Below are 23,722 nucleotides of genomic sequence, written 5' to 3'. Positions count from 1 at the left end.
CCAAGATATAGGCCGCGGGGCACAAGATGCGAAGGCGCAATGGCGCTGACGGGCGAAAAAAAGGCGCCCGTCGCGCGGCGCAAGGGATGACGGAAGGACAAGTCAATGGCACCCAAGACAGACAAATGGCGTGAACTGGCAGAGGCCGAACTGCGCGGCCGCCCGCTGGAGGAACTGACCTGGAAGACGCTGGAGGGCATCGACGTCCGCCCGCTTTATACCGAGGAAGATACCAAGGGGCTGGATCACCTGGGCACCATCCCGGGCGAGGCGCCCTTTACCCGCGGGGTCAAGGCCACGATGTATGCCGGCCGACCCTGGACCATCAGGCAATATGCCGGGTTTTCCACGGCGGAGGAATCCAACGCCTTTTACCGCCGCAACCTGGCGGCGGGGCAGCAGGGGGTGTCGGTCGCCTTCGACCTGGCGACGCACCGCGGCTATGACAGCGACCACCCCCGCGTGGTGGGCGATGTGGGCAAGGCGGGCGTGGCCATCGACAGCGTCGAGGACATGAAGATCCTGTTTGACGGCATCCCGCTGGACAAGGTGTCGGTGTCGATGACCATGAACGGCGCCGTGATCCCGGTGCTGGCAAGTTTCATCGTCGCGGGCGAGGAACAGGGGCATGACCGTTCGGTGCTGTCGGGCACGATCCAGAACGACATCCTCAAGGAGTTCATGGTCCGCAACACCTATATCTATCCGCCCGAGCCGAGCATGCGGATGGTGGCCGACATCATCGAATTCACGGCAAACGAAATGCCGAAATTCAACTCGATCTCGATTTCGGGCTACCACATGCAGGAGGCGGGCGCGAACCTGGTGCAGGAGCTGGCCTTTACCCTTGCCGACGGGCGCGAATACGTGCGCACCGCGATCGCGCGGGGAATGAATGTGGACAAGTTTGCCGGGCGGCTGAGCTTTTTCTTTGCCATCGGCATGAACTTCTTCATGGAGGCGGCCAAGCTGCGCGCCGCGCGGCTGTTGTGGCACCGGGTGATGAGCGAGTTCGAGCCAAAGAACCCGCGCTCGATGATGTTGCGCACCCACTGCCAGACCTCGGGCGTCAGCCTGCAGGAACAGGACCCCTATAACAACGTTATTCGCACTGCCTATGAGGCGATGAGCGCGGTTCTGGGCGGCACGCAGTCGCTGCATACCAACGCGCTGGACGAGGCCATCGCCCTGCCCACCGATTTCAGCGCGCGGATCGCCCGCAACACCCAGCTGATCCTGCAGGAAGAAACCGGCGTGACCCATGCCGTCGATCCGCTGGCGGGGTCCTATTACGTCGAGAGCCTGACTAACGAGCTGGCCGAAAAGGCCTGGGCGCTGATGGAAGAGGTCGAGACGATGGGCGGCATGACCAAGGCTGTCGAAAGCGGCATGCCCAAGCTGCGGATCGAGGAAACCGCCGCCACCCGCCAGGCAATGATCGACCGGGGCGAAGAGGTGATCGTCGGCGTCAACAAGTACCGCAAGGAAAGCGAAGACCCCATCGACATCCTGGAAGTTGACAACAACGCTGTGCGCAAGAGCCAGATCGAGCGGCTGAAAAAGATCCGCGCCGAGCGCGACGAGGCAAGGTGCGAGGCGGCGCTGAACGAGCTGACGCAGCGCGCAAACGAGGGTGGCAACCTGCTTGAAGCGGCGATCGTGGCCGCGCGGGCGCGTGCGAGCGTAGGAGAGATTTCGATGGCGATGGAAAAGGTTTTCGGGCGCCACCGCGCCGAGGTGAAAACGCTGGCGGGTGTATACGGCGCCGCCTACGAAGGCGATGACGGTTTCGCCGATATCCAGAAGGCGGTCGAGACCTTCGCCGAGGAAGAGGGGCGGCGCCCGCGCATGCTGGTCGTCAAGATGGGCCAGGACGGGCACGACCGCGGCGCCAAGGTGATCGCCACCGCGTTCGCCGATATCGGGTTCGACGTCGATGTCGGCCCGCTTTTCCAGACGCCCGAAGAGGCGGCGCAGGACGCCATCGACAACGACGTGCACGTGATCGGCATCTCGTCGCAGGCGGCGGGGCACAAGACGCTGGCGCCGCAGCTGATCGAGGCGCTCAAGGCGCGCGATGCCGGCGACATCATCGTCATCTGCGGCGGCGTCATTCCGCAGCAGGATTACGACTACCTGACAAAGGCCGGCGTAAAGGCGATCTTCGGACCGGGCACCAATATCCCGACGGCGGCCAAGAATGTGCTGGACCTGATCCGCAAGGCGCGCGGCTAAGGCCGGCCGGGGCGGGGGCGCTGCCCCCGTCGCGCATATCGGCCGGAAAGGTGAAAGGCCGGGCATGGAAAGACGCAGGGCAATCGCAATCGGAATGGGGGCCGGGGTGCTGTGGGCCGTTGCTGTGCTGACCGTGGGCGCGATCTGGGTCAGGCTGCCGGTCTTTGCGCTGATGCCCACGATCATGACCGCCTTTCTGGCGCCGGGGCTGGTGATGGCAGCGATGGTCGGGCGGCTGGCGCAAAGGCGGTTCTTCGACGATGCCATCATCGACGGCGGGCCGCTGACCGGCGCGGCCGAGATTGACCGCCGCGTGCTGGTCAACACCACCGAACAATTGGTGCTGGCGATTTGCATCTGGCCGGCGGCGGCGGTGATGCTGGGCGAATACGGCCCTGGCGTGATCGTGACGCTGGGGGTGGCCTTTGCGCTGGCGCGGGTGGCGTTCTGGGCGGGCTATCACCTGGCACCGCCGCTCAGGGCGTTCGGCTTTGCGGCCAGTTTCTATCCCACGGTGCTGGTCGCGCTGTGGGCGCTTTGGGAGGTTGCGACATGACCCTGACGCTCGATCATTTGGCGGTGGCGGCGCAGACGCTGGAGGAAGGCACCGAGGCGGTCGAGGCGGCGCTGGGCGTTGCCCTGCAACCGGGCGGGCAGCACGCGCATTTCGGCACCCACAACCGGCTGCTGCGGCTGGCGGACGGGCTGTACCTGGAGGTGATCGCCACCGACCCGGACGCCCCCGCACCGGCATTCCCGCGCTGGTTCGACCTTGACCGCTTTGCCGGGCGCCCGCGCCCGCAGGCATGGATATGCCGGACCGACGATCTGGACGGGCTTATCGCCGCCCATCCAGGGGCCGGGCAGGCGGTGGCGCTGGCGCGTGGCGATCTGCGCTGGCGCATGGCGGTGCCTGATACCGGCGTTCTGCCCTATGACAACGCCTTTCCGGCGGTGATCGAGTGGCAGGGCGAGGCGCACCCGGCGGCAAGGCTGGCTGCGTCAGGCTGTGCGCTGCGCCGACTGGTGGTGGCCCACCCCGAGGCGGCGGCGCTGGGCGCGCTGCTGGGGCCAGAGCTGCGCGACGCAAGGGTAGTGTTCGAGCCCGGCGCCCCGGCGCTGAGGGCCGAAATCGACACGCCCAACGGGTTGCGTGTGCTGGAATGAGGGTGCGCCAAGCCATCCCCGCTGATTCCGGCGCCATTGCCGATATCTGGAACGGCTATATCCGGGATGCCGCCGTCACCTTTACCGATATTGAAAAAACCACCGAGGGCCTTACCGCGGACATCGCCGGGCGGCAGCAGGACGGGCTTTACCTTGTGGCGGAAAAGGATGGCGCGGTGCTGGGCTTTGCCACCGCGGGCACGTTTCGTGGCGGGCCCGGCTACAGGCACACGCTGGAAATCACCGTGCATGTGGCGCCGGATGCGCGCGGGCGCGGCGCGGGCCGGGCGCTGGTGACGGCGCTGGAGGATGCAGCGCGCAAGGCCGGCGCGCATGTGCTGGTGGCGGGTGTCAGCGGCGAAAACGCGGATGCGATCGCCTTTCACGCCCGGCTGGGCTTTACCCAGGTCGGGCGGTTGGCGCAGGTCGGGCGCAAGTTCGGGCGCTGGATGGATCTGGTCTTGATGCAGAAAATTCTCTGAAGCGGTCTCTGTCGCGCTGACAAGGTCGGGCGAAGCGGATAGCGTATCGGCCATGTCGATCTGGACCCGCATATCCGAGGCGCTGTCAGCCCTTGCCCAGGGCGAGCCGCTGAGCGCCGTCTTCGAACGCCTGCGCACCCCGCCCGAGCGCAGCGTCGCCTTTACCATCGCGGTGATCGCCCTTGGCGCCAAGATGGCCAAGGCCGACGGGCTGGTCACCCGCGACGAGGTGACAGCGTTCCGCGAGGTGTTCCAGATCGCCAGCAAAGACGAGGCCGGCGCGGCGCGGGTGTTCAACCTCGCACGTCAGGATGTCGCCGGGTATGACGACTATGCGCGCCGCATAAAGACGATGTTCGGCGACGATACCGGCACGCTGAGCGACCTGATGGAGGGACTGTTCCACATCGCGGTGGCCGATGGCATCTATCACCCCGACGAAGACCGATTTCTGGCCAGCGTGGCCGATATATTCGGGCTGAGCGAGGCGCAGTTTCGCGCCACGCGCGCGCGATTCGTGCCCGATGCGCAGCCTGATCCCTACAGTGTGCTGGGGGTGGACCCCGACACGCCGTTGGATGATATCCGCAAGGCCTGGCGGCGGCAGGTGCTGGACAGTCACCCTGACAAGATGATCGCTCGCGGCGTGCCCAGAGAGGCGGTGAAACTGGCCGAGCGGCGGATCATCGACCTCAACCGCGCCTGGGAGGAAATCGCCGGGGAGGAGGGCTGAGCCATGCGCCTGGCCACCTATAACGTCGAATGGTTCGACTCGCTTTTCGACGATACCGGCGATGTGCTGGATGATGACGGCCCCTCTGGCCGACAGGGGGTGTCGCGCACCGATCAGCTTGCGGCGCTGGGCATCGTCTTTTCCGCACTGGATGCCGATGCGGTGATGGTGATCGAGGCGCCGGGGCATAACGGCCGGCGGGCGACGGTGCCGGCGCTGGAAAATTTCGCGCGGCTGATGGGGCTCAGGGCGCGGCGGGCGCTGGTCGGGTTTCAGAACGACACCCAGCAGGAAATCGCGCTGCTTTACGACCCTGACAGGCTGCGGTGCCGGCATGACCCGCAGGGCGCGCCCACCGGGCAAAAGGGCGCAACCGACGCGCCGCGTTTTGACGGGGTGTTCCGGATCGATCTGGATATTGACGCGACCGAGGATCTGGTGCGTTTTTCCAAGCCGCCGCTGGAAATCGCCGCCGAGACTGCCGGCGGCGTGACGTTCCGGATCATCGGGGCGCATCTGAAATCAAAGGCCCCGCACGGGGCGCGCAACCACGACGAGATCATGCGCATGGCCATCGCCAACCGGCGCAAGCAGCAGGCGCAGGCGGTGTGGCTGCGGCGGCGCATCGTGCAGTATCTCGAGGCGGGTGAGAACCTGATCGTGATGGGCGATCTGAATGATGGTCCCGGGCTGGACGAATACGAGCGCCTGTTCGGCCGCTCGTCGGTCGAGATCGTGATGGGCGAGGGGGCCGATGATGAGCATCCCCTCTACGATCCGCACGCCCGGCGGGCGGTGACGCGGCGGGTGGGCGCGGTCAACACCACGGCGCGGTTCTATATCGCGTCAGAGGGGCGTTATCTGCAGGCGCTGCTGGACTACATCATGATTTCCGAAGGGTTGCGCGAGCTTCGGCCGCGCTGGCGGATATGGCACCCTTATGACGATCCGGCCTGTCTGCGCGTGCCGGAGTTGCGCGATGCGCTGATCGCCGCGTCGGATCATTTCCCGGTGACGCTGGACCTGGACCTGGCTTGACAGCCGTCTGGAAAGGGGACCGTTTCCCGTGTCTTTGTGCGATTTTGGCCCCGGCACAACACGCAGGCTTAAATTTTGCGCATGACGGGCTATATTGGCAGGCATGACACGGATCCTGTTCGCCTTGCCCCTGATGGCTGTCCTCGCCGCCCCCGCCGCCGCGCAGGAGGAGGGGGACGAGGCGCCTTCGCTGATGGAGCGGGGGGTCGAGATGTTCATGGAGGGGCTGCGGCAGGAGATGGGGCCGGCGCTGGAAGATCTGCAAGGCATGGCCAAAGAGGTCGGCCCGGCGCTGGGTGAGTTCCTGGGCGAGATGGGGCCGGCGCTGGCCGAGGTGCTGGGCAAAATCGACGATCTGAGCAATTACCAGATGCCCGAGATGCTGCCCAATGGCGATATCATCATTCGCCGCAAGACGCCGCTTGACCCCGAAACCGACCCTGCGCCGAATCCCGATGCGGAGTCAGAGCCCGAGCCGGGCGACAGTATCGAGCTGTAATCAGCGCGGCAGCTTGACCACAGGTTCGGCCTGAAGGGTGGCGCAGAGCGAACGAAAACGCGCCTCGGCCACCTCTCCGAACAATGGGCCGGCCTCGGCCGACAGGCGCAGTTCCAGCTGTTTTTTCTTGGGGAACCAGCGCAATTCGCCAAGGCTTGCGTCGCGCATGGGCAGCAGCATGGCGGCGAAACGCATCGCCTTTCCCAGCACCTCGGCCTGCCATTCGTCGGTTGGCGTCACGAGCGAGTTGAGATCGGCGAAACGCGTGCCTTCGCGGCTGTTGGAGTAGCGGTGCAGCAGCGCCAGCCCCAGAAACACCCGCTCGGAATGCTTGAGCCCGCCCAGGTTGGCGCGGGTGGCGTTGTCGAAACAATCCTCGGCGCGGTAGTCGGGGTGCGCGCGCCAGCTGACATCGTGCAACAGGCACGCCGCCTTGATGATACGCCGGCGCTCGGGCCCGACATTGCGAAAAAGCGGCAAGATGAATGCATACACCACCTTGCCGAAGCCCGGAACGCGGGCATCGCGCGATTCGGCGAATGCGCAGGCCTCTATCAGCGGGTCGCGGTCGCGCAGGCGCTGGGGCATCTGGCCGTAAAGCAGCCCCTCGCGGATACCATAGCTGGATACGGCGATATCGCGCGGCTTGAAGGTCTTGACCACCTCGCGCAGCACCTCGGCGGCATAGGGCACCAGCGCGATCCGGTTGGATGATACGCCGGATCGGGCGCGCAGGGTCTCGATGTCGTTCTTTTCGATGTACTTGACCGTTTCGCGCACCGATTTCGGGCTCATCCGGTATTCGTGCAGCACATGCAGCGGGTATTCGCGGCGGGCCATGTCGATCTTGGCGATGGCGCGCCAGGACCCGCCGACCAGGAACAGGCGGTTGCGCTGTTCGCCAAGCTGATAGCGGATCGCCGCCAGACGTTCGCGGATCAGCGCGCGGCGAGCCTTGTGCCCGCCCTTGATGTCGCACAGCTTGAGCGGGCCCAGCGGCGTGCTGACCCGCCGCCCGACAGTGCCGGCGTCGATCTCGGCCAGCTCCATCGACGCGCCGCCGATGTCGCAGACCAGCCCGTAGGACCCCGGCCAGCCCAGCAGAACCCCCTGGGCTGAAAGCCGGGCCTCTTCTTCGCCGTCGATGGTCCAGATGCGGATGCCGGTTTCGCGGCGGACCTCGTTGCAGAAGTCCTGGCCGTCCTCGGCCTCGCGTACGGCGGCGGTGGCGACCGCTGTCAGCGGGCCGGTGCCGATGCCCTCGGCCAGCAGGTGAAAGCGACGCATCGCCGCCAGGGCGCGCGCGCGCCCCTCGGGGTTGAGCCGCCCGGTAACCGCCAGCCCCTTGCCCAGCGCGCACATGATCTTTTCGTTGAAGAAATAGGCCGGGCTGCGCGCGGCGCCGTCAAACACGACCATCCGCACCGAGTTGGAGCCTATGTCGACCACGCCGACGCGGTTAAGCCCTTGCGCCGACGCCTCGTCAAACAGGGGGCGCCCGAACGGGCCCCATTCCTGATCGTCCGGATCGTTGCTGCGGTCCATCTGACCCTCGGGTTCCTAGCAGGCCCTTAATGCGACACCGGGGCGGGCGGGTCAATCGGTGCAGGCATCGGGATCGCTTCAGACCGGCGGCTTGCCCTTGATAGCCCTCATCAGCATGGCGACGACGAAAAGCACCAGGAAGATGACAAAGATGACCTTGGCTATCCCGGCGGAGGCGGCTGCGATGCCGCCAAAGCCCAGAACGCCCGCGATGATGGCGACGACGAGAAATGTCAGTGCCCATCCAAGCATGGAGAACCTCCTATCGTTATGGCACAGGATATAAGGTCTCTGTCCCCGGATTTCACGGCAGACGCTGAAAACAGACGTTTTCCGCCGGTGTCAGTCGCCCGTGTGGGTCAGTTTCGGCACATCTGCTGCCCCGGCAGAGCCACGACCCGACAATGACGGGTTTTCCATGAAAAAGCGGTGGCAGCTGAAAGCGAACTCGCCCTCGGGCCATTCGGCGCGGCGGAAACTGCCGTCGGACTCCATCACCCAGCTCTGGGCGATGTCGGCCATGTTGGCGGCCATGATCTGGCTGACGATCTGGGCCTTGACGGTGGCGTTCCTGATCTCGACCAGGGTTTCGACCCGGCGGTTGAGGTTGCGTTCCATCCAGTCGGCCGAACTGATGAAGACGCGCGCGCCGCGCGATGGCAGCCCGGCACCATTGCCGAAACAGACGATGCGGGAATGTTCCAAAAACCGCCCGACGATCGACTTGACGCGGATGTTTTCCGACAATCCCGTGATGCCCGGGCGCAGCCCGCAGATGCCACGCACGACCAGATTGATGCGCACGCCCGCCTGACTGGCGGCATAAAGCGCGTCGATCACGTCGGGGTCGATCAGTGCGTTCATCTTGGCCCAGATCGCGGCGGGCCGTCCCTCTGCCGCGTGGGTGGCTTCGGCCCCGATCATCTCGAGCAGCCGATCCTTGAGCCAGTGCGGCGAGATCGACAGGTTCTCCAGCCGCTCGGGCAGGGCATAACCGGAAAGGTAATTGAACACCTTGGTGGCGTCGCGCCCCAGCGCCGCATCGCAGGTGAACAGGCTGAGGTCGGTATAGATGCGGGCGGTGATGGGGTGATAGTTGCCGGTGCCGAAATGGGTATAGGTCACCAGTCTGTCGCCCTCGCGCCGGACGACGGTGGAAATCTTGGCGTGGGTCTTCCAGTCGATGAAGCCATAGACCACATGCGCGCCTGCCCGTTCCAGCCGCCGCGACTGGCGGATGTTGGCGGCCTCGTCGAAGCGGGCCTTGAGTTCGACCAGCGCGGTGACCGACTTGCCATCCTCGGCCGCCTCGCACAGCGCGCCCACGACCGGAGAGTTTTCCGACGTGCGGTAAAGCGTCTGCTTGATCGCCACCACGTCGGGGTCGCGCGCCGCCTGGGTCAGGAACCGCACCACCATGTCGAAGGTTTCGTAGGGGTGGTGCAGCAGCATGTCCTTTTGCCGGATGGCGGCGAACATGTCGCCGTCATGGTCCTGCACGCGTTCGGGCACGCGGGAGGTAAAGACAGGCCACAGCAGGTCGGGCCGGTTTTCGAGCACCAGTTCCTTGAGGTTGGCAACGCCGATCATGCCGTCGATCTCGACCACCTCTTCGGGGCGGACGTGCAGCTCGCGCATGATGGTGGCGCGCAGCCCTTCGGGCGCGCCGGCGGAAATCTTGAGGCGCACCACCTCGCCGCGGCGGCGGCGCTTGAGCGCGACCTCGAATTCGCGCACCAGGTCCTCGGCCTCTTCCTCGACCTCCAGGTCGCTGTCGCGCAGCACCCTGAAGGTGCAGTGGGCCAGGCAGCGATAGCCCGGAAAGAGGCTGTCGAGATGCAAGAGCAGCATCTCTTCCATCGGCAGGGCGCGGTGGGTGCCCTCGGCAGAGGGCAGGGTGATGAAACGGTCGATCTGGTGCGGGATCGGCAGCAGGGCGCGCAGCGCGCGGCGGTCCGACTTGCGTTCAAGTTGCAGCGCCAGGCAGAAACCCAGGTTGGGAATGAACGGAAAGGGGTGCGCGGGGTCGATCGCCAGCGGCGAGAGCACCGGAAAGACCCGGTCGAGAAACGCCTGGGCCAGGAATTCGCGATCCTCTTTCGTCAACCCGTCGCGGGTGAGGATGGCGATGCCGGCCTCTTCCATCTCGCTGCGCAGGGCGGCAAAGGTTTCCTGCTGGCTGTGCAGCAGGCGGCGGGCGTTTTCGTCGATCAGTATCAGTTGTTCGGCCGGTGTCAGCCCGTCGGCGCCCGGTGTGGTGCGCCCCTCGCGCGCCAGTTCGCGCAGACCGGCGACGCGGACGTTGTAGAATTCGTCCAGGTTGGTGGCCGAGATCGACAGGAACCGCAGACGTTCCAGCAACGGCACGCGCAGGTTCTGCGCCTCTTCCAGAACCCGCCAGTTGAAGCCCAGCCAGCTGAGTTCACGGTTGTAGAACCGCCCCGGACCGTTCTTGTCGAGGTCGGGCAGGTCCACCGGCTGTGGCATGTTGGAGTTCAGAAAATCTGCGGTTTCCATATCGGCCCTGGTCAAGAATAGCTGAAATGCGACTGCGAACGGTAAAATTCAAGGTGCCGCTCATGCACCCTACTCGTCCAGCACTTCGCGGGCCAGTGCGGGTGTGATAGCCCGGCCTTGTTCCAGTGCCAAGGCGTCAAGCCGGGCGACGATCTGGCGTGCGGCGGCAAAGGAGCGTTCGATCCGGCGCGCCAGGTAGGGCACGGTGGCGGGGCTGGGGGAAATCTGGCGGTCGGTGAACAGCTTGGTCAGCACCGCCGCCAGCAGCGCGTCGTCGGGGGGCGCGATGCGCGCCAGCGCCGTGGCTTGCATGCGGCTGGCCAGATCGGGCAGGACAAGTGGCCAGCGCCGGGGCGGCAGCGTGGCGGTGAACAGCGCCGCGTGCCCCTCGGCCAGCACCAAGTTGTGCAGATGAAAGAGCACGGTTTCCAGCGCCTTGTCACCGGCGATGCGGTCGCAATCCTCGACCGCCACCGGCGCGGCGGCGAGCGTGGGGATGTCGGCCTCGTTCAGCGTTTGGGCCGACACGATCGTGGCCCCGCTCAGCCCCGCCCAGACATGGGTAAGGTGGGTCTTGCCGGCGCCTTCGGGCCCGGTCAGCACCAGCTTGCGCTGGGGCCAGTCGCGCCATCCCTCGATCATCGCCAGCGCCGCCGCGTTGGCCTCGGAGACGAAAAAATCGCCACGGCCACGCGCCTCTCGCACGGGCAGATCAAAGCTCAGCTGCCGGGGCATGTGTTTTTGCCTTCAGAATTCGCAGGTGAACGGTGGCCGTTCCGCGGGTTGTCTGGCCTGGTGGTTCGTGGCGCCACGCAGGTTCGCGCCCGGCCCCGAGGGAGGGCGCGGCGACATGCGCGCATTGCCGAGGTCGGGCGATCCACGTCGAAAGATGCGCAAGGCGGAAGACAATTCGCGCCCGCCCTGGGGGGCGGGGTCGGGCGCGAACCGGATCGCGGGCGATCCGGGGGGCCGATGCATCCCGGTTCTTTGAAGCTCAGCTGCCGGGGCATCAGTCAGTGTCTATTCCGTCTGCGCCGCGATACAGGCGGCTGTCTTTGTATTGCGCGACGGCAAAGCGCGTGAGCACGCCTAGCGCGGCGGCGACCGGCACCGCCACCAGCATGCCGACAAAGCCAAAGAGCGCCCCGAACACGGCCAGTGCGAAGATCAGCCAGACCGGGTGCAGCCCGACCGAATTGCCCACCAGCTTGGGCGTCAGTATGTTGCCCTCGACCACCTGGCCCAGCACGAAGATGCCGCCCACCAGCCCGATGCTGACCCAGTCGCCCCAGAACTGGAACAATGCCAGGCCAATGGCCAGCACACCGCCCACCAGCGCCCCGACATAGGGAATAAAGGTGATCAGCCCCGCCACGGCCCCCACCACAAGGCCGAATTGCAGCCCCACCAGCATCAGCGCCACGGCGTAATAGGTGCCCAGGATCAGGGACACCGTACCCATGCCGCGAATGAAGCTGGCAAGCGTTTCATCTATCTCATGTGCCAGTCGGCGGATCATCGGCGCGTGTTCGCGCGGCAGCAGCGTGTCGATCTCGGCGATCATGCGGTCCCAGTCGTAAAGCAGGTAGAACGCCACCACCGGCACGATCACGAACAGCAACACCACATTGACCACCGAAGCGGCCGAACTCACCACCCCTTCGAGCAGGGTCACACCCTTGTCCTGGACCGTTTCGCCAAGCGTGATCAGCGATTTGCGCAGGGTCGAGTCCTCGTTGACCAGTTCGGGGAACCGTTCGGTCAGAAAGTTCTGCAGATCACCCAGCAGCCGGGGCACCACGTTGAACAGGTTCACTGTCTGCTCCACCAGCGTCGGGATCACCAGCAGCGCCATGATGACAAAAATCATCAGCGCCATCAGCGTGATCAGCGTGACGGCGACGGCGCGGGTGCAGCCCATTCGCTCCAGCCGGTCGGCGACGGGGTCGAGAAAATAGGCGATGGCGCCGCCCAGCACGAAGGGCAGGATGACATCGCCGAGATACCACAACGTGATCAGGAATACGGCCGCGGCGATGCCCCAGTATTTCAGTTGCGTGCCAACTGGTAGTGTCATGCGTGCCCCGCGCGATGTGACAATGAGACTTGTCGCCCATGCCGGCATCCGTTGCAAGGCTTGGAAACCGCTCGTGCGCCGGTTGGCAAGCCCGCTTGACTGCTTGTCTCACCCCGCGCGAGCGCCTAAACGGAAGCCCAACGCCATTTTGTCACGAGGTTCGCCGCCATGCGCCTGTCCCGCTATTTCCTGCCTGTGCTCAAGGAAACGCCCGCCGAGGCACAGATCGTCAGCCACCGGCTGATGCTGCGCGCGGGCATGATCAAGCAGGCCAGCGCAGGCATCTATTCGTGGTTGCCGATGGGCTTCAAGGTGTTGCGCAAGCTTGAAAACATCGTGCACGAGGAACAGGTGCGCGCGGGCCATATCCCGATGCTGATGCCGACGCTGCAATCGGCCGATCTGTGGCGCGAATCCGGCCGTTATGACGACTACGGCGAAGAGATGCTGCGCATCACCGACCGCCATGGGCGTGACATGCTCTATGGGCCGACTAACGAAGAGCTGATCACGGACATCTTCCGCTCTCACGTGTCGAGCTACAAGGACCTGCCCAAGACGCTTTATCACATCCAGTGGAAATTCCGCGACGAGATCCGCCCGCGTTTCGGCGTGATGCGGGGCCGCGAGTTCCTGATGAAGGACGGCTACAATTTCGACCTCACCAAGGAAGACGCGCTGCACGCCTACAACCGCCACCTTGTCAGCTATCTGCGCACCTATGAACGCATGGGGTTGCAGGCGATCCCGATGCGCGCCGATGGCGGGCCGATCGGGGGCGATTACACCCATGAATTCCTGGTGCTGGCCGAAACGGGCGAGTCGGAAGTGTTCTATGACAGCGAAGTCACCGATCTGACCTTTGGCGACCGCGGGATCGACTATGACGATCACGCTCAGTGTCAGGCGGTTCTAGAAGAATTCACCTCGCGTTATGCCCGCACCGACGAAACCCATGACGAGGCGGTGTTCAACGAGAATGTGCCCGAGGCCCGCCGCCGTCAGGCGCGCGGTATCGAGGTGGGGCAGATATTCTATTTCGGTACCAAGTATTCCGAACCGATGGGCGCCACCGTGCAGGGCCCCGACGGCAAGCCGGTACCGGTGCACATGGGCAGCCACGGCATCGGCGTCAGCCGCCTGGTGGGCGCGATCATCGAGGCCAGCCATGACGAGCGTGGTATCATCTGGCCCGAGGGGGTGACGCCCTTCCATGCCGGGATTGTCAACCTCAAGCAGGGTGATGCCGGCACCGACGCGGCCTGCGAAGAGATCTATCGCGCGCTTGCTGCCCGCGGGCTGGAACCGCTGTATGACGATACCGAGGACCGCGCCGGCGCCAAGTTCGCCACCATGGACCTGATCGGCCTTCCCTGGCGCGTTACCGTCGGGCCGCGGGGGCTGAAGACCGGCGTGGTCGAGCTGACCAGCCGCAGGACCGGCGAAAGCGAAGAGTTGTCGCCAGAGGCGGCGGTTGCGCGGCTGGCGGAAATCTATGCCCCGCACCAGGCCGGCTCAGCCCCCGTCTGAGCGCGGGCGATGTGCGCGTTACGCTTGGATGCCGATGGCACTGCCTTGCAGGTGTGGAATAGCCCTCGCGCTTGACCCCGGGGCGGATAAGTCGCAGTGTCCGCCGCAAAATTCGACCTGAGGAGCCGTCGTGGCAGCCACTCCCGCCCCGTTTGCCCGTTTCGAATGGATGATCGCCTGGCGCTATCTGCGCGCGCGGCGTGCCGAGGGCGGTGTCAGCACGATGACATGGATCAGCCTGGTCGGCATTACCCTGGCGGTGTTCGCGCTGATCGCGACGCTGGCGGTGCGATCGGGCTTTCGGGCCGAGTTCGTCGACACCATCCTGGGCGCCAACGCCCATGTAACCCTCTATAACGCCGGCACTGTCGATGACCAGACCGGGCGCATTGATCGCACCATCGTCGATTATGACGCCATGGCGGAACGCGTGCGCGCCGTGCCGGGGGTGGTACGGGCCGCGCCGCTGATCAAGGGGCAGGTGATGGCCAGCGCACGCGAGCGCAACGCCGGGGTCGAGGTGTTTGGCATCGCGCCCGATGATCTGCGCACCATCCCGCGCATCGCCGACCCCACCACTGCGGTCGGCGATATCGGGGCGTTCGCGTCGGGCATCGCCATCGGTTCGGGCGTGGCGCGCGAGCTGAACGTGGGTATCGGCGACCGCATCAAGCTGATCTCGCCCAATGGTGCCAAGACGGCGTTCGGCACCAGCCCGCGCATCAACGCTTACGAGGTGGTCTATATCTTTTCGGCCGGGCGCTATGACATCGACCGCGTGCGCGTCTATCTGCCCTTTGCCGAGGCGCAGAGCTTTTTCAACCGCGAGGGGCGCGCCGACGAGCTGGAAGTAATGGTCAAAACGCCAGAGACGGTGGACGAGATGACGCCGGCGCTGTTGGCGGCGGCGGGCGAGCGGGCGCAGGTCTGGACCTGGCGCGATGCCTCTGGCGGGTTCCTGCGCGCGCTCGAGGTCGAGGACAATGTGATGTTCGTGATCCTGTCGATCCTGGTGCTGATCGCGGCGATGAACATCACCTCGGGGCTGATCATGCTGGTCAAGAACAAGGGCCGCGATATCGGCATCCTGCGCACGATGGGGCTGACCGAAGGGTCGATCATGCGGGTGTTCTTTATCTGCGGCGCCTTTACCGGTGTCATCGGCACTTTGCTTGGCGTGGTTCTGGGGTGTCTCTTTGCGATTTATATCGACCCGATCTTTTCCTTCGTGAACGTGTTGATGGGCGGGCAGGTGTGGGATCCGTCGATCCGGGGCATCTATAACCTGCCGGCCAAGCTGGAGCTGCCGGATGTGCTGTCGGCGGTGATGCTGTCGCTTGGGCTCAGCTTTGTCGTCACGCTCTTTCCGGCGCGGCGGGCGGCGCGGCTCGATCCGGTTGAGGCGCTGCGCTATGAGTGAGCCGATGCTGCGTCTTGAGGGGATCGAGAAGATCTATAACAAGGGCAACACCGGCGAGGTGCAGGTGCTGCGCGGCGCAGGCCTGCAGGTGGCCGCGGGCGAGATGGTGGCGCTGGTGGCGCCCTCGGGCGCGGGCAAGTCGACGCTGCTGCATATCGCCGGGCTGCTTGATACCGCCGATGCCGGGCAGGTCGCCATCGGCGGGGCCGAGATGACCGGCCTTTCCGACCGCCGCCGCACCATCGTGCGCCGCCGCGAGGTCGGGTTCGTCTACCAGTTTCACCACCTGCTGCCCGAATTCACCGCCCGTGAAAACGTCATGCTGCCGCAACTGGCCAACGGCACGTCGCGGGCGCAGGCGGCGGCGCGGGCGGACGATCTGCTGACCCGGGTGGGTGTGGCAGAGCGCGCAGGGCACAGGCCCTCGGCGATGTCGGGGGGGGAACAACAGCGCGTGGCGTTTTGCCGGGCGCTGGCCAATTCGCCCCGGCTGCTGTTGGCGGACGAACCGACGGGGAACCTTGATCCGGCGACGTCGGACCGGGTTTTCGGCACGTTGGTGGAACTGGTGCGCGACACCGGGTTGGCGGCGCTGATCGCCACCCACAACCTGGAACTGGCTGCGCGCATGGATCGGGTTGTCAGGCTGCAGGACGGGCTGGTGGTGGCGGCCTGAGCGCAGGCCATGGCGCGGGCTTTTTTCCGAAATGTTGAACCGGCACGCGCCGGATGGGCGATTGACCCCCGGACCCCGGCCCGCCAATCTGGCTGGAACGTGGCAAGGGGAGGTGCGCCATGCAGGTGACGTTGCAGGAGATCAAGACGACAGTGGCGCGCGCGCTGGTCCGCCACGGTGCGGCGGAATGGGTGGCGTCAGAGGTTGCCGACGCCGTGGCCGAGGCCGAGGGGCTGGGGAACCGCATTTGCGGGCTCTACTACCTTGAAAGCTATTGCAAGCAACTGCGCTCGGGCCGGGTTAAGGGTGATGTCGAACCGGACGTGACCCGCCCCCGCTCGGGCGCGGTGGCGGCGGATGCGCGGTTCGGCTTTGCGCAGCCGGCCTTTGCCCGCGCCTGGCCGCAGGCGATCGAGGCGGCGCGCGACTGCGGCGTGGCAAGCCTGGCCATCGCGCATGCCCATACCTGTACCAGCCTTGGCTATTTCACCGCCCGGATCGCGCGGGAGGGGATGATCGCGCTGGGGGTCACCAACGCCACGCCGGTGGTGGCGCCGCCGGGCGGGCGGACACGGGTGATCGGCACCAACCCGATCTCTTTCGCCGTGCCGGACGGGCAGGGCGGGGTGGCGATGCTGTTTGACCAGTCGACCACGGAGGTGGCGCTGGGCAAGGTCACCATGGCCAAGGCGGCGGGTGAGGTCATCCCCGAAGGCTGGGCAGTGGATGCCGAGGCGAACCCGACGACCGACCCCGAGACAGCGCTGGCCGGATCGCTGCTGAGCACCGGCGGCCACAAGGGCTGGGGCTTTGGCCTGATGGCCGAATTGCTGGCCGCCGGCATGACCGGCAGCCGGGCCGGGCCGGATATCGGCCCGTTCAGGGCGGTCGAGGGCGCGCCGCACGACATCGGCGACTATTACCTGCTGATAGACCCGTCCCTGTCGGACGCATTCCAAGCCCGTTTCGCACGGGTGGCGGGCGTCGTGGCGCAGGACGAGGGCGCGCGCATCCCCGGTGCAGGGCGCCGGCCCGCCGACCCTGTCACGCCCGACCCTGATGCCTGGGCGCAGGCGGTGGCGCTGGCGGGCGGGTAGGGTTTCAGTCGCTGCGCTTTGCGGCCTTGATCATCTTGCGGCTTTCCGAGGCGGTGAAGCCGTCGATCAGGATGGTCCGGCCGCGCCGGATGGCGAGCTTTACCTTGTGTAGTTCGGCTGCGCTGAGGCGCTCGAATTCCTCGGGCGTGAAGCGGCGCGGGACGAAGTCGGTCGGGTTGTGTTCCTCGGTTTCCTGGGCCAGCACGGCGGCTGCGGGCAGGGCGGTAAGCCCGGCCCAGGCCAGCAGCATGCGGCGGGTAGGGTGCTTGGGCATGGCGGATATCCTCGGTGTGCGGGTGTTCCCGACAGAAATGGGATCGAATCGGCCTGGCTTCAATAGTGCCTGTGTGGGCCGGTTCAGACCTTTTGGGTCAGGAAAACCCCTGCCGTCACCAGCGCGATACCGCCGGTGCGCGTCAGCGACAGCGGTGAAATCTGTGCACCGAAAAACCCGAAATGGTCGATTATGGCGGCGCTGATGACTTGGCCCAGCAGCACGAAGAAGACGGCGTTTCCGACCCCGAAATGCGGCGCGATAAAGGTGATCGACAGCACGTAGAACGCCACCAGCAGTCCGGCCAGAAACAGATGCTTCGGCGCGCCGATTGCGCCCCGTACCGCCGTTGGACCAGTCAACGCAAGCGCCAGCAGGGTGGCGGCAAGCGCTACCACGAAGAGGATAGCAGCCGCAGCCACCGGAGAGCCGAGCCGCACACCCAGCGCGGCATTGAGCGCGGCAAGAACGGGAATGCCAATACCGGCTGCAAGCATGACGAGGGCGTAAGTGGTGTTTACGGGCATCGGGAATCCTGTTGGGTGGTGGTATGCGGCGCAAGATGACATGCTGCGGAGCAATGATCCAGATCAATGTGTGTGTGCTTCGGGCGTGGTGGTGTGGTGGCGCGCGGTCGCGTGGCCGTGGGTATCATGACTTGCAACAGTACGGATTACGGGCATGACGAGAACAAGTGCGGCAATCCTGTTGGGCGCGGCGATGATGGCGGTGCCCGCGATGGCGGCGGATGTCGAGGCCGGGCGTGAAACCTATTGGCGCTATTGTTCGGCCTGTCATGGCGAAATGGCTGAGGGCAACGGGCCGATGAACCCGGTGCTGATGATAAAGCCGGTCGACCTGACAGTGCTGAAGGCCGGGAACGGCGGTATCTTTCCGCTCGACCGGGTGATTGCGCGCATCGACGGGCGCGACCCGCTGGTTTCGCATGGCAGCGAGATGCCGGTTTACGGAGATTTCTTTCACGAAGGCGGACGCGAAACCGTCGAGGCCGAGGACGGCACCCGCGTGACCACCAGTGGCGCAGTGGCCGACCTGGTGGCCTATCTGCGCACCATCCAGGCGCATTGAACGGGGTCTGCTGAACGCAGGCTGACAACCGCCTGTCAACCCGGCGAAAGGGCCGCGCGCAACGCGCGCCGTCCTGAGCCGTAATTAACCTTGCATCCCTAATTCCCCGTTTTCGCCGGCGGCGTGCGCTCCGGCCGGATCATTGTGATGGCGTTCGGGCATGTCTTTGGCCCGGATGCGGAAAGGGGATGCGATGAACAAGGCAATCACCGACGGTATCGAATTCATGCCGCCGGCTTTCGCGGACGGGCTCGACGCCTGGTCGAGCGGCGACGGAACGCCGGGCTCGGACACCTACGAGGGGTCGCTCGACGCGGCGTTCGTGCCTTCGGATGCCGATTTCGGCGGCGCGCTGGAACTGCTCAAGACGCAGGCGACGATGAAGCTGCGCTATATGGGGCAGACGCCGATCCTGCCGGGCTGCTATCTGCGCATCTGCGCGCGGGTCAAGGCGGTAAGCGGCGCGATGCCGGATGTGCGCATCGCGGGCTGGGCCGGGGGCGCGGGCGATGTTCATGTGTCGGGGCTGATCGAGACAGGGCCCGAGGTGACGCTGACCGCCTATGGCGACGTGGTCGAGGTCAGCGCCATCGTCGGATCGGGTGCGCGCGGGGGGGTCGACATGCCCTGGGGCACCGGGCCGATCTATGGGCATTTCGGGATTGACCTGACCGGGCCGGCCGGCGGCGTGGTGCGCATCGACGATATCGAGATCGAGGATGTGACGCAGCTTTTCCTGCGCGACATGATCGGCGCGGTCGATGTGCGCGATTTCGGCGCCGTGGGGGATGGCGTTGCCGACGACCACGCCGCCTTTGTCGCCGCCGATGCCGCCGCCGCGGGGCGCGATGTGCTGGTACCCGAAGGCAGCTATTTCCTGGGCGACAGCGTGACGCTGCAATCGCGGACGCGCTTTGTCGGCACCGTGACGATGCCTGACGACAAGGTGTTGACCCTGATGCGGGATTTCGGCCTGCCGGCCTATGCGGCCGCCTTTGGCGATGCTGCGCTGGGTTTTCGCAAGGCGTTTCAGTCGCTGATCAGCAGCCCGCACCATGTGGAGCTGGACATGGAGGGGATGAAGATCGACCTGCGCGAGCCGATCGACCTGGCCACTGCCGCACCCAATGTCAGCGCATTCGCGCAGCGCCGGGTGATCAGCAACGGGCAGTTCTCGGTCGTGGCCGGTTCCAACTGGGATACCGAGAGCGTGTCCTCGCAGGCCAGCTATAGCGCCTCGAAACCCTTTGAGCTGAACAGCGTCGCCAATGTCGCCAACATCCCCGTGGGCGCGCTGGTCGAGGGGAGCGGCGTGGGCCGCGAGGTCTATGTGCGATCCAGGAACGTCGCCGCAGAAACCATCGAGCTGAGCCGCCCGCTGTATGATGCCGAGGGAACCCAGACGTTCACGTTCCACCGGTTCAAGTACATGCTGGACTTCAGCGGTTTCGACAAGATCTCGAAATTTACGCTGTCCAACCTCGATTTCCTGTGCCGCAACGAATGCAACGGGGTGATGCTGGCCACGCGCGGGGTCAGCTTTCACATCCGCGACTGCTGGTTTACGGGACCGCGTGACCGCGGCGTCACCAGCCCCGGCGAGGGCTGCCAGGGCATGATGGTGGACCGCTGCCAGTTTCTGTCCGAAGAGCAAAGCGTGCTGGTCCCCGCGCGCCAGTCGGTCGGGCTGAACACCAACGGAAACGACGTCAAGATCCGCGACAACCGCTGCGCCTATTTCCGGTATTTCGCGGTGATCGGCGGCACCAGTTCGGTGATATCGGGCAACCACATCTTTCAGGGCGATGCCGCAGATCCGGGGCCGCGTTCGGCCGGGCTGGTGATGGCGCATACCAATTCACGTGCCACCATCACCGGCAACTACATCGACAACTGTTCGATCGAGTGGACCAACGAGCACGACGAGGCGCCGGATTTCGCCAGCGAATTCTCGTTCAGCCAGATGAGCATCACCAACAACAACTTCCTGTCGCAAAGCTCGGCCCCGTCGTTCAACTACATCCTGATCAAGCCCTATGGCCCGGGGCATTTCATCACCGGGCTGAACGTCACCGGCAACAGTTTCCGGCTGATCGACGGCAATATCGACCGGGTCGAGGGGATCGACACCAGCTTTGCCGAACTCGACTACAGCCGGTTCAAGAATATCGTCTTTGCCGGAAATGCCTTCAACAACGTCAACCACCCGGTGGAAAGCCCGCTGGCGCTGCGCCACACCGAAGCCAGCGCATCGTCGACCTGGGTGGTCGAGGCCGACCCGTCGCTGCCGTTCGATGCCTGGGCGCGGACGGTGGAATCGGTCACGCCCGAGGGGGCGATCCGCACCAGCGGCGGGGCGGTGCATTACGGCATGCCCTATTGCGAGGTGCAGCAGGGCCCTGAAAATGACCAAGTGCACCTGCGCTGGGCCGAGCCGGTCAAGGGCACGGTCGTGGTGCGCCTGCGCATCGACAACCCGGTCTGAGCGGGGTCAGAACCCTTGCCACAAACCGATGCTCAGCCGGGTGTCGGAGGTGTTCACCACCCCCGCCGTCACCCCCAGCAGCAGGTGACGGCCGGGGCCTGCTGCAAACGCATAGGCCGGCGCGATCTTGACATAAGGTGAACGGTCCGAGGGCGCGGCCATCTGTAGCTGAACCAGCCACTTGTTGCCGCGCCCGTTTTCGGCGCCCAGGGTAAGGTCGGTCTCGATCCGGCCGGCGCCATCTTCGTCAAAGATCGCGGCGCGGCTTTCGAGCGCCATCCATGCCGGGCGGCCGGTCAGCGAAAACCCCCGCCCGGCCGAGATGCCGGCGCGCAGCGCCGCGTGGTCGTCGACCACGCCGACCCCGATTTCCCAGGCGCGGGGGGTGTCCGGCCCGCCCCCGCCGAAGGGGCGGCGCAGGAACAGCACCGCCTTGTCGAGACTGTCCTCGGAATGCCCCAGGTCCAGGCCCAGGACGCGCCCGGCCCCGATCCCCCGTTCGCCGTAGAGCGTGGCGTAATGACCGGTGCCTTCGGTGGGATCGGCCTCGATGCCGAGGCTGAGATGCCCCTCTCCGGCGGCCAGCGGCCAGGGACCTGCCGCCGCCGGGCCGGTCCACAGCCAAAGCAAGAGCAACAGCGCCGCACGCAGCATTCTGGCATTCCTCCCCGGCCGCAGCCTGCGCCCGGATTGGTAAACGAGTGGTTAACAAGCGGTCGCCCCCTGCGCCAGTGTCACGCGTTGCCCGCGCCGCGCAAGGTGATAGGCTGGACCCACAAGGAGGACCGCCCATGCCAACCATCAACCAGTCACACAGCTGCCAGACCATCATCGCCACCTTCGACACCAGCCCGCTGACCTGCCAGGACCTGTTGGAGGCGCTGCTGTCGGCCTATGAGGAATTCATTTCGAAACAGCCCGGGTTCATCTCGGCGGCGCTGCATGTCAACGACGCCCAGACCCGGATCGCCAACTATTCGCAATGGCAGCGGCGCGAGGATTATCAGGCGATGCTCAGGACCGATGAAATGCGCAAGCGCAACCGTGTGATCAACGAGATGTGCAAGAGCTTCGAGCCAGTGATGTACGACATCGTGGTGACCTTCGGTTGAGCAAGGACCAGCAGGACGAGACCGATCCGCAGGCGGAACTGTGCGCCGAGTTGCAGGCCCTGCGGGCAGAGTTGGTGCGCCTGAACGGACACCGGTTCCTGCGCCTGCACGCCTCGGTTCCGAAGATGCTGGCGTTCAACCTTGCCCGCGGGCTGGCCTTTGGCCTTGGCACGGTGTTGGGGGCCTCGGTCCTGCTGTCGCTGGTGGCATGGTTCCTTAGTCAGGTCGAGTTCCTGCCGATTATCGGCGAATGGGCGGCCGAGATCGTTCGGCAGATGCAATCGGCGGCCGGGAATTAGCGCAAGATCCGGGTCGCCGGAGAGGGGCAGCCGTGTCACAGAGCGGGTCATGACAAGCCCGACCATCACCCCCGTTGCCGCCGCCATGATGCTGGCGCTCGCCTCGCTCTGGGGCGGGTCGTTCTTTTTTGCCGCCGTGGCGCTGACCGAGGTGCCGCCGATGACCATCGCCCTGTTCCGGGTGGGGCTCGCGCTGCCGATGATGCTGGTCATCATCCGGCTGCGCGGTGTCGCCATTTCGCGTGCCTTGCGTGTCTGGGCCGCCTGGCTGGTGATGGGGGCGCTCAACAACGCGATACCGTTCTCGTTGATCTTCTGGGGGCAGACCCGGATAGACAGCGGGCTGGCGGCGATCCTGAACGGCACCACGGCGGTGTTTGCCGCCGTGGTCGCGGCGGTCTTTCTGCGTGACGAGCCGCTGACGGCCAGAAAGCTGGGCGGTGCCGGGCTGGGGCTGGCCGGGGTGGCGGTGATCATCGGGCCCGACCTGCTGCGTGGGCTGGACCTGACGGACCTGGCGCAGCTTGCGGTGCTGGGGGCGGCGCTCAGCTATGCTTTTGCCGGGGTCTGGGCGCGGCGCACCCTGGCGGATCAGCCGGCGGACGCCAATGCCCTTGGCATGCTGGCCGGCAGCACGGTGCTGTTGATCCCGGTGGTGCTGGCGGTCGACGGCGTGCCGTCGCTCGACCTGGCCGCGCCGGTCTGGGCGGCGCTGCTGGCGCTGGCGTTTCTGTCAACGGCGCTGGCCTATATGCTTTACTTCGGCATCCTGGCCCGGGCGGGCGCGGCAAACCTGCTGCTGGTGACACTGCTGATCCCGCCGGTGGCGGTGATCCTCGGGGCCGTTTTCCTGGATGAGCGGCTGTCGCCCGGTGCGATTTACGGGTTCGGGCTGATTGCCACCGGGCTGCTGGTGACCGACGGGCGCGTGGCGGCCCGGTTGCGCAGGGGCTGATTTGGGTCAATGTGTGGCGTGCCGGTTTATGACATAATCGCTTTGTTCAGATTTCAGGAGACGTCCAGATGTACAAACATATTCTCGTTCCCGTTTCTTTCGACGAAGGCCGCGACGCCGCCGGCGCAATTGCCGTGGCGCGTCTGCTGGCCGGCGACAAGGGGCGCATCACGATCCTGCATGTGCTCGAACAGATACCCTCTTACGCGATTTCCTACATGCCGCAGGAATACCTGACGGAAAGCCGCATCGCGATCGAAAAGGAACTGTCCGACATGGCCGGCGAAATGCCGAACGCCAAGGGGGTGGTCGTCGATGGCCATTCAGGACGCACGATCCTGGACTGGGCTGATGACAACGACGTTGACTGTATCGTCATCGCCAGCCATCGCCCGGGTATGCAAAACCTGCTGCTGGGCAGCACCGCCACCCAGGTCGTGCGCCACGCAAAATGCGCGGTGCATGTGATTCGCTGAGCGGCGGATGCGAAAG

Annotated in this window: 25 protein-coding genes; 17 read left to right on the top strand and 8 right to left on the bottom strand. The window is 65.6% G+C overall.

The genetic code is table 11. The features are described 5' to 3' along the window. Positions 1-105 precede the first annotated feature (105 nt). The 7 genes from scpA to DL899_RS00960 all read left to right on the top strand — a co-directional run bounded on the left by scpA (position 106) and on the right by DL899_RS00960 (position 6,154). The gene (scpA, locus tag DL899_RS00990; RefSeq protein ID WP_111731899.1) at positions 106-2,235 is read left to right on the top strand and encodes a methylmalonyl-CoA mutase; all 2,130 of its coding nucleotides are present in this window, start codon (positions 106-108) and stop codon (positions 2,233-2,235) included. Between the two features lie 64 nt (positions 2,236-2,299). After that, a complete protein-coding gene (locus tag DL899_RS00985) occupies positions 2,300-2,791 on the top strand; it encodes an MAPEG family protein (RefSeq protein WP_111731898.1) in 492 nt (163 codons plus the stop codon). Continuing rightward, entirely contained in the window at positions 2,788-3,402 is a 615-nt protein-coding gene (locus tag DL899_RS00980; protein ID WP_111731897.1) for a VOC family protein, read from the top strand. The genes DL899_RS00985 and DL899_RS00980 overlap by 4 nt, the downstream gene beginning before the upstream one ends. Then, positions 3,399-3,884, top strand: coding sequence for a GNAT family N-acetyltransferase (locus DL899_RS00975; RefSeq protein ID WP_111731896.1), 486 nt, complete (start codon positions 3,399-3,401; stop codon positions 3,882-3,884). The genes DL899_RS00980 and DL899_RS00975 overlap by 4 nt, the downstream gene beginning before the upstream one ends. 52 nt (positions 3,885-3,936) lie before the next feature. After that, complete coding sequence (locus tag DL899_RS00970) at positions 3,937-4,617, top strand: molecular chaperone DjiA (RefSeq protein ID WP_111731895.1); 681 nt, start codon at positions 3,937-3,939, stop codon at positions 4,615-4,617. Between the two features lie 3 nt (positions 4,618-4,620). Next, positions 4,621-5,655, top strand: a complete 1,035-nt coding sequence (locus DL899_RS00965) for an endonuclease/exonuclease/phosphatase family protein (protein ID WP_111731894.1) — start codon at positions 4,621-4,623, stop codon at positions 5,653-5,655. A gap of 103 nt (positions 5,656-5,758) precedes the next feature. After that, on the top strand, positions 5,759-6,154 hold the full coding sequence (locus tag DL899_RS00960; RefSeq protein WP_111731893.1) for a hypothetical protein: 396 nt from the start codon (positions 5,759-5,761) through the stop codon (positions 6,152-6,154). Here DL899_RS00960 and DL899_RS00955 read toward each other — a convergent pair whose 3' ends face one another. The 5 genes from DL899_RS00955 to DL899_RS00935 all read right to left on the bottom strand — a co-directional run bounded on the left by DL899_RS00955 (position 6,155) and on the right by DL899_RS00935 (position 12,293). After that, the gene (locus DL899_RS00955; RefSeq protein ID WP_111731892.1) at positions 6,155-7,699 is read right to left on the bottom strand and encodes a Ppx/GppA family phosphatase; all 1,545 of its coding nucleotides are present in this window, start codon (positions 7,697-7,699) and stop codon (positions 6,155-6,157) included. Between the two features lie 78 nt (positions 7,700-7,777). Then, the gene (locus DL899_RS00950; RefSeq protein WP_111731891.1) at positions 7,778-7,951 is read right to left on the bottom strand and encodes a DUF1328 domain-containing protein; all 174 of its coding nucleotides are present in this window, start codon (positions 7,949-7,951) and stop codon (positions 7,778-7,780) included. A gap of 90 nt (positions 7,952-8,041) precedes the next feature. Then, positions 8,042-10,216: an RNA degradosome polyphosphate kinase gene (locus tag DL899_RS00945; RefSeq protein WP_111731890.1), complete on the bottom strand. Its 2,175-nt coding sequence runs from the start codon at positions 10,214-10,216 to the stop codon at positions 8,042-8,044. A gap of 69 nt (positions 10,217-10,285) precedes the next feature. Next, entirely contained in the window at positions 10,286-10,951 is a 666-nt protein-coding gene (locus DL899_RS00940) for a P-loop NTPase family protein (RefSeq protein ID WP_111731889.1), read from the bottom strand. A 274-nt stretch (positions 10,952-11,225) separates the two neighbouring features. Further along, positions 11,226-12,293, bottom strand: coding sequence for an AI-2E family transporter (locus DL899_RS00935; protein ID WP_111731888.1), 1,068 nt, complete (start codon positions 12,291-12,293; stop codon positions 11,226-11,228). A gap of 168 nt (positions 12,294-12,461) precedes the next feature. On the opposite strand from DL899_RS00935, the gene proS reads away from it, so the two are divergent. The 4 genes from proS (at position 12,462) to DL899_RS00915 (ending at position 17,016) form a co-directional block, all read left to right on the top strand. Further along, positions 12,462-13,823 (top strand): proline--tRNA ligase, encoded by a 1,362-nt coding sequence (gene proS, locus DL899_RS00930; RefSeq protein WP_111731887.1) that lies wholly within the window; start codon positions 12,462-12,464, stop codon positions 13,821-13,823. 130 nt (positions 13,824-13,953) lie between these two features. Next, entirely contained in the window at positions 13,954-15,243 is a 1,290-nt protein-coding gene (locus DL899_RS00925) for a lipoprotein-releasing ABC transporter permease subunit (protein WP_111731886.1), read from the top strand. After that, complete coding sequence (locus DL899_RS00920) at positions 15,236-15,919, top strand: ABC transporter ATP-binding protein (protein WP_111731885.1); 684 nt, start codon at positions 15,236-15,238, stop codon at positions 15,917-15,919. Before DL899_RS00925 ends, DL899_RS00920 begins: the two co-directional genes overlap by 8 nt. Before the next feature lie 119 nt (positions 15,920-16,038). Beyond that, a complete protein-coding gene (locus DL899_RS00915; RefSeq protein WP_111731884.1) occupies positions 16,039-17,016 on the top strand; it encodes an Ldh family oxidoreductase in 978 nt (325 codons plus the stop codon). A 4-nt stretch (positions 17,017-17,020) separates the two neighbouring features. On the opposite strand, the gene DL899_RS00910 is transcribed toward DL899_RS00915, so the two are convergent. Together DL899_RS00910 and DL899_RS00905 are read right to left on the bottom strand one after the other, a co-directional pair. Next, on the bottom strand, positions 17,021-17,290 hold the full coding sequence (locus DL899_RS00910; protein WP_111731883.1) for a hypothetical protein: 270 nt from the start codon (positions 17,288-17,290) through the stop codon (positions 17,021-17,023). An 83-nt stretch (positions 17,291-17,373) separates the two neighbouring features. Further along, the gene (locus tag DL899_RS00905) at positions 17,374-17,817 is read right to left on the bottom strand and encodes a DMT family transporter (protein ID WP_111731882.1); all 444 of its coding nucleotides are present in this window, start codon (positions 17,815-17,817) and stop codon (positions 17,374-17,376) included. Positions 17,818-17,971: 154 nt separating this feature from the next. Here DL899_RS00905 and DL899_RS00900 point away from each other — a divergent pair, with 154 nt between their 5' ends. After that, positions 17,972-18,379: a c-type cytochrome gene (locus DL899_RS00900; protein WP_111731881.1), complete on the top strand. Its 408-nt coding sequence runs from the start codon at positions 17,972-17,974 to the stop codon at positions 18,377-18,379. 193 nt (positions 18,380-18,572) lie between these two features. After that, on the top strand, positions 18,573-20,864 hold the full coding sequence (locus DL899_RS00895) for a right-handed parallel beta-helix repeat-containing protein (RefSeq protein ID WP_111731880.1): 2,292 nt from the start codon (positions 18,573-18,575) through the stop codon (positions 20,862-20,864). Between the two features lie 6 nt (positions 20,865-20,870). Here DL899_RS00895 and DL899_RS00890 read toward each other — a convergent pair whose 3' ends face one another. Beyond that, positions 20,871-21,518, bottom strand: a complete 648-nt coding sequence (locus DL899_RS00890) for a hypothetical protein (RefSeq protein WP_111731879.1) — start codon at positions 21,516-21,518, stop codon at positions 20,871-20,873. 137 nt (positions 21,519-21,655) lie between these two features. Between DL899_RS00890 and DL899_RS00885 the strand changes: the two genes are divergently transcribed. The 4 genes from DL899_RS00885 (at position 21,656) to DL899_RS00870 (ending at position 23,706) form a co-directional block, all read left to right on the top strand. Beyond that, positions 21,656-21,976: an antibiotic biosynthesis monooxygenase family protein gene (locus tag DL899_RS00885; protein WP_111731878.1), complete on the top strand. Its 321-nt coding sequence runs from the start codon at positions 21,656-21,658 to the stop codon at positions 21,974-21,976. Further along, positions 21,973-22,275: a DUF5665 domain-containing protein gene (locus DL899_RS00880; protein WP_111731877.1), complete on the top strand. Its 303-nt coding sequence runs from the start codon at positions 21,973-21,975 to the stop codon at positions 22,273-22,275. The genes DL899_RS00885 and DL899_RS00880 overlap by 4 nt, the downstream gene beginning before the upstream one ends. Positions 22,276-22,324: 49 nt before the next feature. Next, positions 22,325-23,230, top strand: a complete 906-nt coding sequence (locus DL899_RS00875; protein ID WP_111731876.1) for a DMT family transporter — start codon at positions 22,325-22,327, stop codon at positions 23,228-23,230. Between the two features lie 68 nt (positions 23,231-23,298). Further along, on the top strand, positions 23,299-23,706 hold the full coding sequence (locus tag DL899_RS00870; RefSeq protein ID WP_111731875.1) for a universal stress protein: 408 nt from the start codon (positions 23,299-23,301) through the stop codon (positions 23,704-23,706). The last annotated feature ends 16 nt before the right edge of the window (positions 23,707-23,722 follow it).

Source organism: Roseovarius amoyensis (assembly GCF_003260265.1).
Lineage (GTDB): Bacteria > Pseudomonadota > Alphaproteobacteria > Rhodobacterales > Rhodobacteraceae > Roseovarius > Roseovarius amoyensis.
The sequence above is the reverse complement of the archived record's forward strand: the minus strand, read 5'-3'. Positions and strand labels throughout refer to the sequence as shown.

Excerpts from the sequence above, each read along its gene's own strand:
- scpA (WP_111731899.1), top strand. The coding sequence starts at position 106 with ATGGCACCCAAGACAGACAAATGGCGTGAACTGGCAGAGGCCGAACTG.
- DL899_RS00985 (WP_111731898.1), top strand. The coding sequence starts at position 2,300 with ATGGAAAGACGCAGGGCAATCGCAATCGGAATGGGGGCCGGGGTGCTG.
- DL899_RS00980 (WP_111731897.1), top strand. The coding sequence starts at position 2,788 with ATGACCCTGACGCTCGATCATTTGGCGGTGGCGGCGCAGACGCTGGAG.
- DL899_RS00975 (WP_111731896.1), top strand. The coding sequence starts at position 3,399 with ATGAGGGTGCGCCAAGCCATCCCCGCTGATTCCGGCGCCATTGCCGAT.
- DL899_RS00970 (WP_111731895.1), top strand. The coding sequence starts at position 3,937 with ATGTCGATCTGGACCCGCATATCCGAGGCGCTGTCAGCCCTTGCCCAG.
- DL899_RS00965 (WP_111731894.1), top strand. The coding sequence starts at position 4,621 with ATGCGCCTGGCCACCTATAACGTCGAATGGTTCGACTCGCTTTTCGAC.
- DL899_RS00960 (WP_111731893.1), top strand. The coding sequence starts at position 5,759 with ATGACACGGATCCTGTTCGCCTTGCCCCTGATGGCTGTCCTCGCCGCC.
- DL899_RS00955 (WP_111731892.1), bottom strand. The coding sequence starts at position 7,699 with ATGGACCGCAGCAACGATCCGGACGATCAGGAATGGGGCCCGTTCGGG.
- DL899_RS00950 (WP_111731891.1), bottom strand. The coding sequence starts at position 7,951 with ATGCTTGGATGGGCACTGACATTTCTCGTCGTCGCCATCATCGCGGGC.
- DL899_RS00945 (WP_111731890.1), bottom strand. The coding sequence starts at position 10,216 with ATGGAAACCGCAGATTTTCTGAACTCCAACATGCCACAGCCGGTGGAC.
- DL899_RS00940 (WP_111731889.1), bottom strand. The coding sequence starts at position 10,951 with ATGCCCCGGCAGCTGAGCTTTGATCTGCCCGTGCGAGAGGCGCGTGGC.
- DL899_RS00935 (WP_111731888.1), bottom strand. The coding sequence starts at position 12,293 with ATGACACTACCAGTTGGCACGCAACTGAAATACTGGGGCATCGCCGCG.
- proS (WP_111731887.1), top strand. The coding sequence starts at position 12,462 with ATGCGCCTGTCCCGCTATTTCCTGCCTGTGCTCAAGGAAACGCCCGCC.
- DL899_RS00920 (WP_111731885.1), top strand. The coding sequence starts at position 15,236 with ATGAGTGAGCCGATGCTGCGTCTTGAGGGGATCGAGAAGATCTATAAC.
- DL899_RS00915 (WP_111731884.1), top strand. The coding sequence starts at position 16,039 with ATGCAGGTGACGTTGCAGGAGATCAAGACGACAGTGGCGCGCGCGCTG.
- DL899_RS00910 (WP_111731883.1), bottom strand. The coding sequence starts at position 17,290 with ATGCCCAAGCACCCTACCCGCCGCATGCTGCTGGCCTGGGCCGGGCTT.
- DL899_RS00905 (WP_111731882.1), bottom strand. The coding sequence starts at position 17,817 with ATGCCCGTAAACACCACTTACGCCCTCGTCATGCTTGCAGCCGGTATT.
- DL899_RS00900 (WP_111731881.1), top strand. The coding sequence starts at position 17,972 with ATGACGAGAACAAGTGCGGCAATCCTGTTGGGCGCGGCGATGATGGCG.
- DL899_RS00895 (WP_111731880.1), top strand. The coding sequence starts at position 18,573 with ATGAACAAGGCAATCACCGACGGTATCGAATTCATGCCGCCGGCTTTC.
- DL899_RS00890 (WP_111731879.1), bottom strand. The coding sequence starts at position 21,518 with ATGCTGCGTGCGGCGCTGTTGCTCTTGCTTTGGCTGTGGACCGGCCCG.
- DL899_RS00885 (WP_111731878.1), top strand. The coding sequence starts at position 21,656 with ATGCCAACCATCAACCAGTCACACAGCTGCCAGACCATCATCGCCACC.
- DL899_RS00875 (WP_111731876.1), top strand. The coding sequence starts at position 22,325 with ATGACAAGCCCGACCATCACCCCCGTTGCCGCCGCCATGATGCTGGCG.
- DL899_RS00870 (WP_111731875.1), top strand. The coding sequence starts at position 23,299 with ATGTACAAACATATTCTCGTTCCCGTTTCTTTCGACGAAGGCCGCGAC.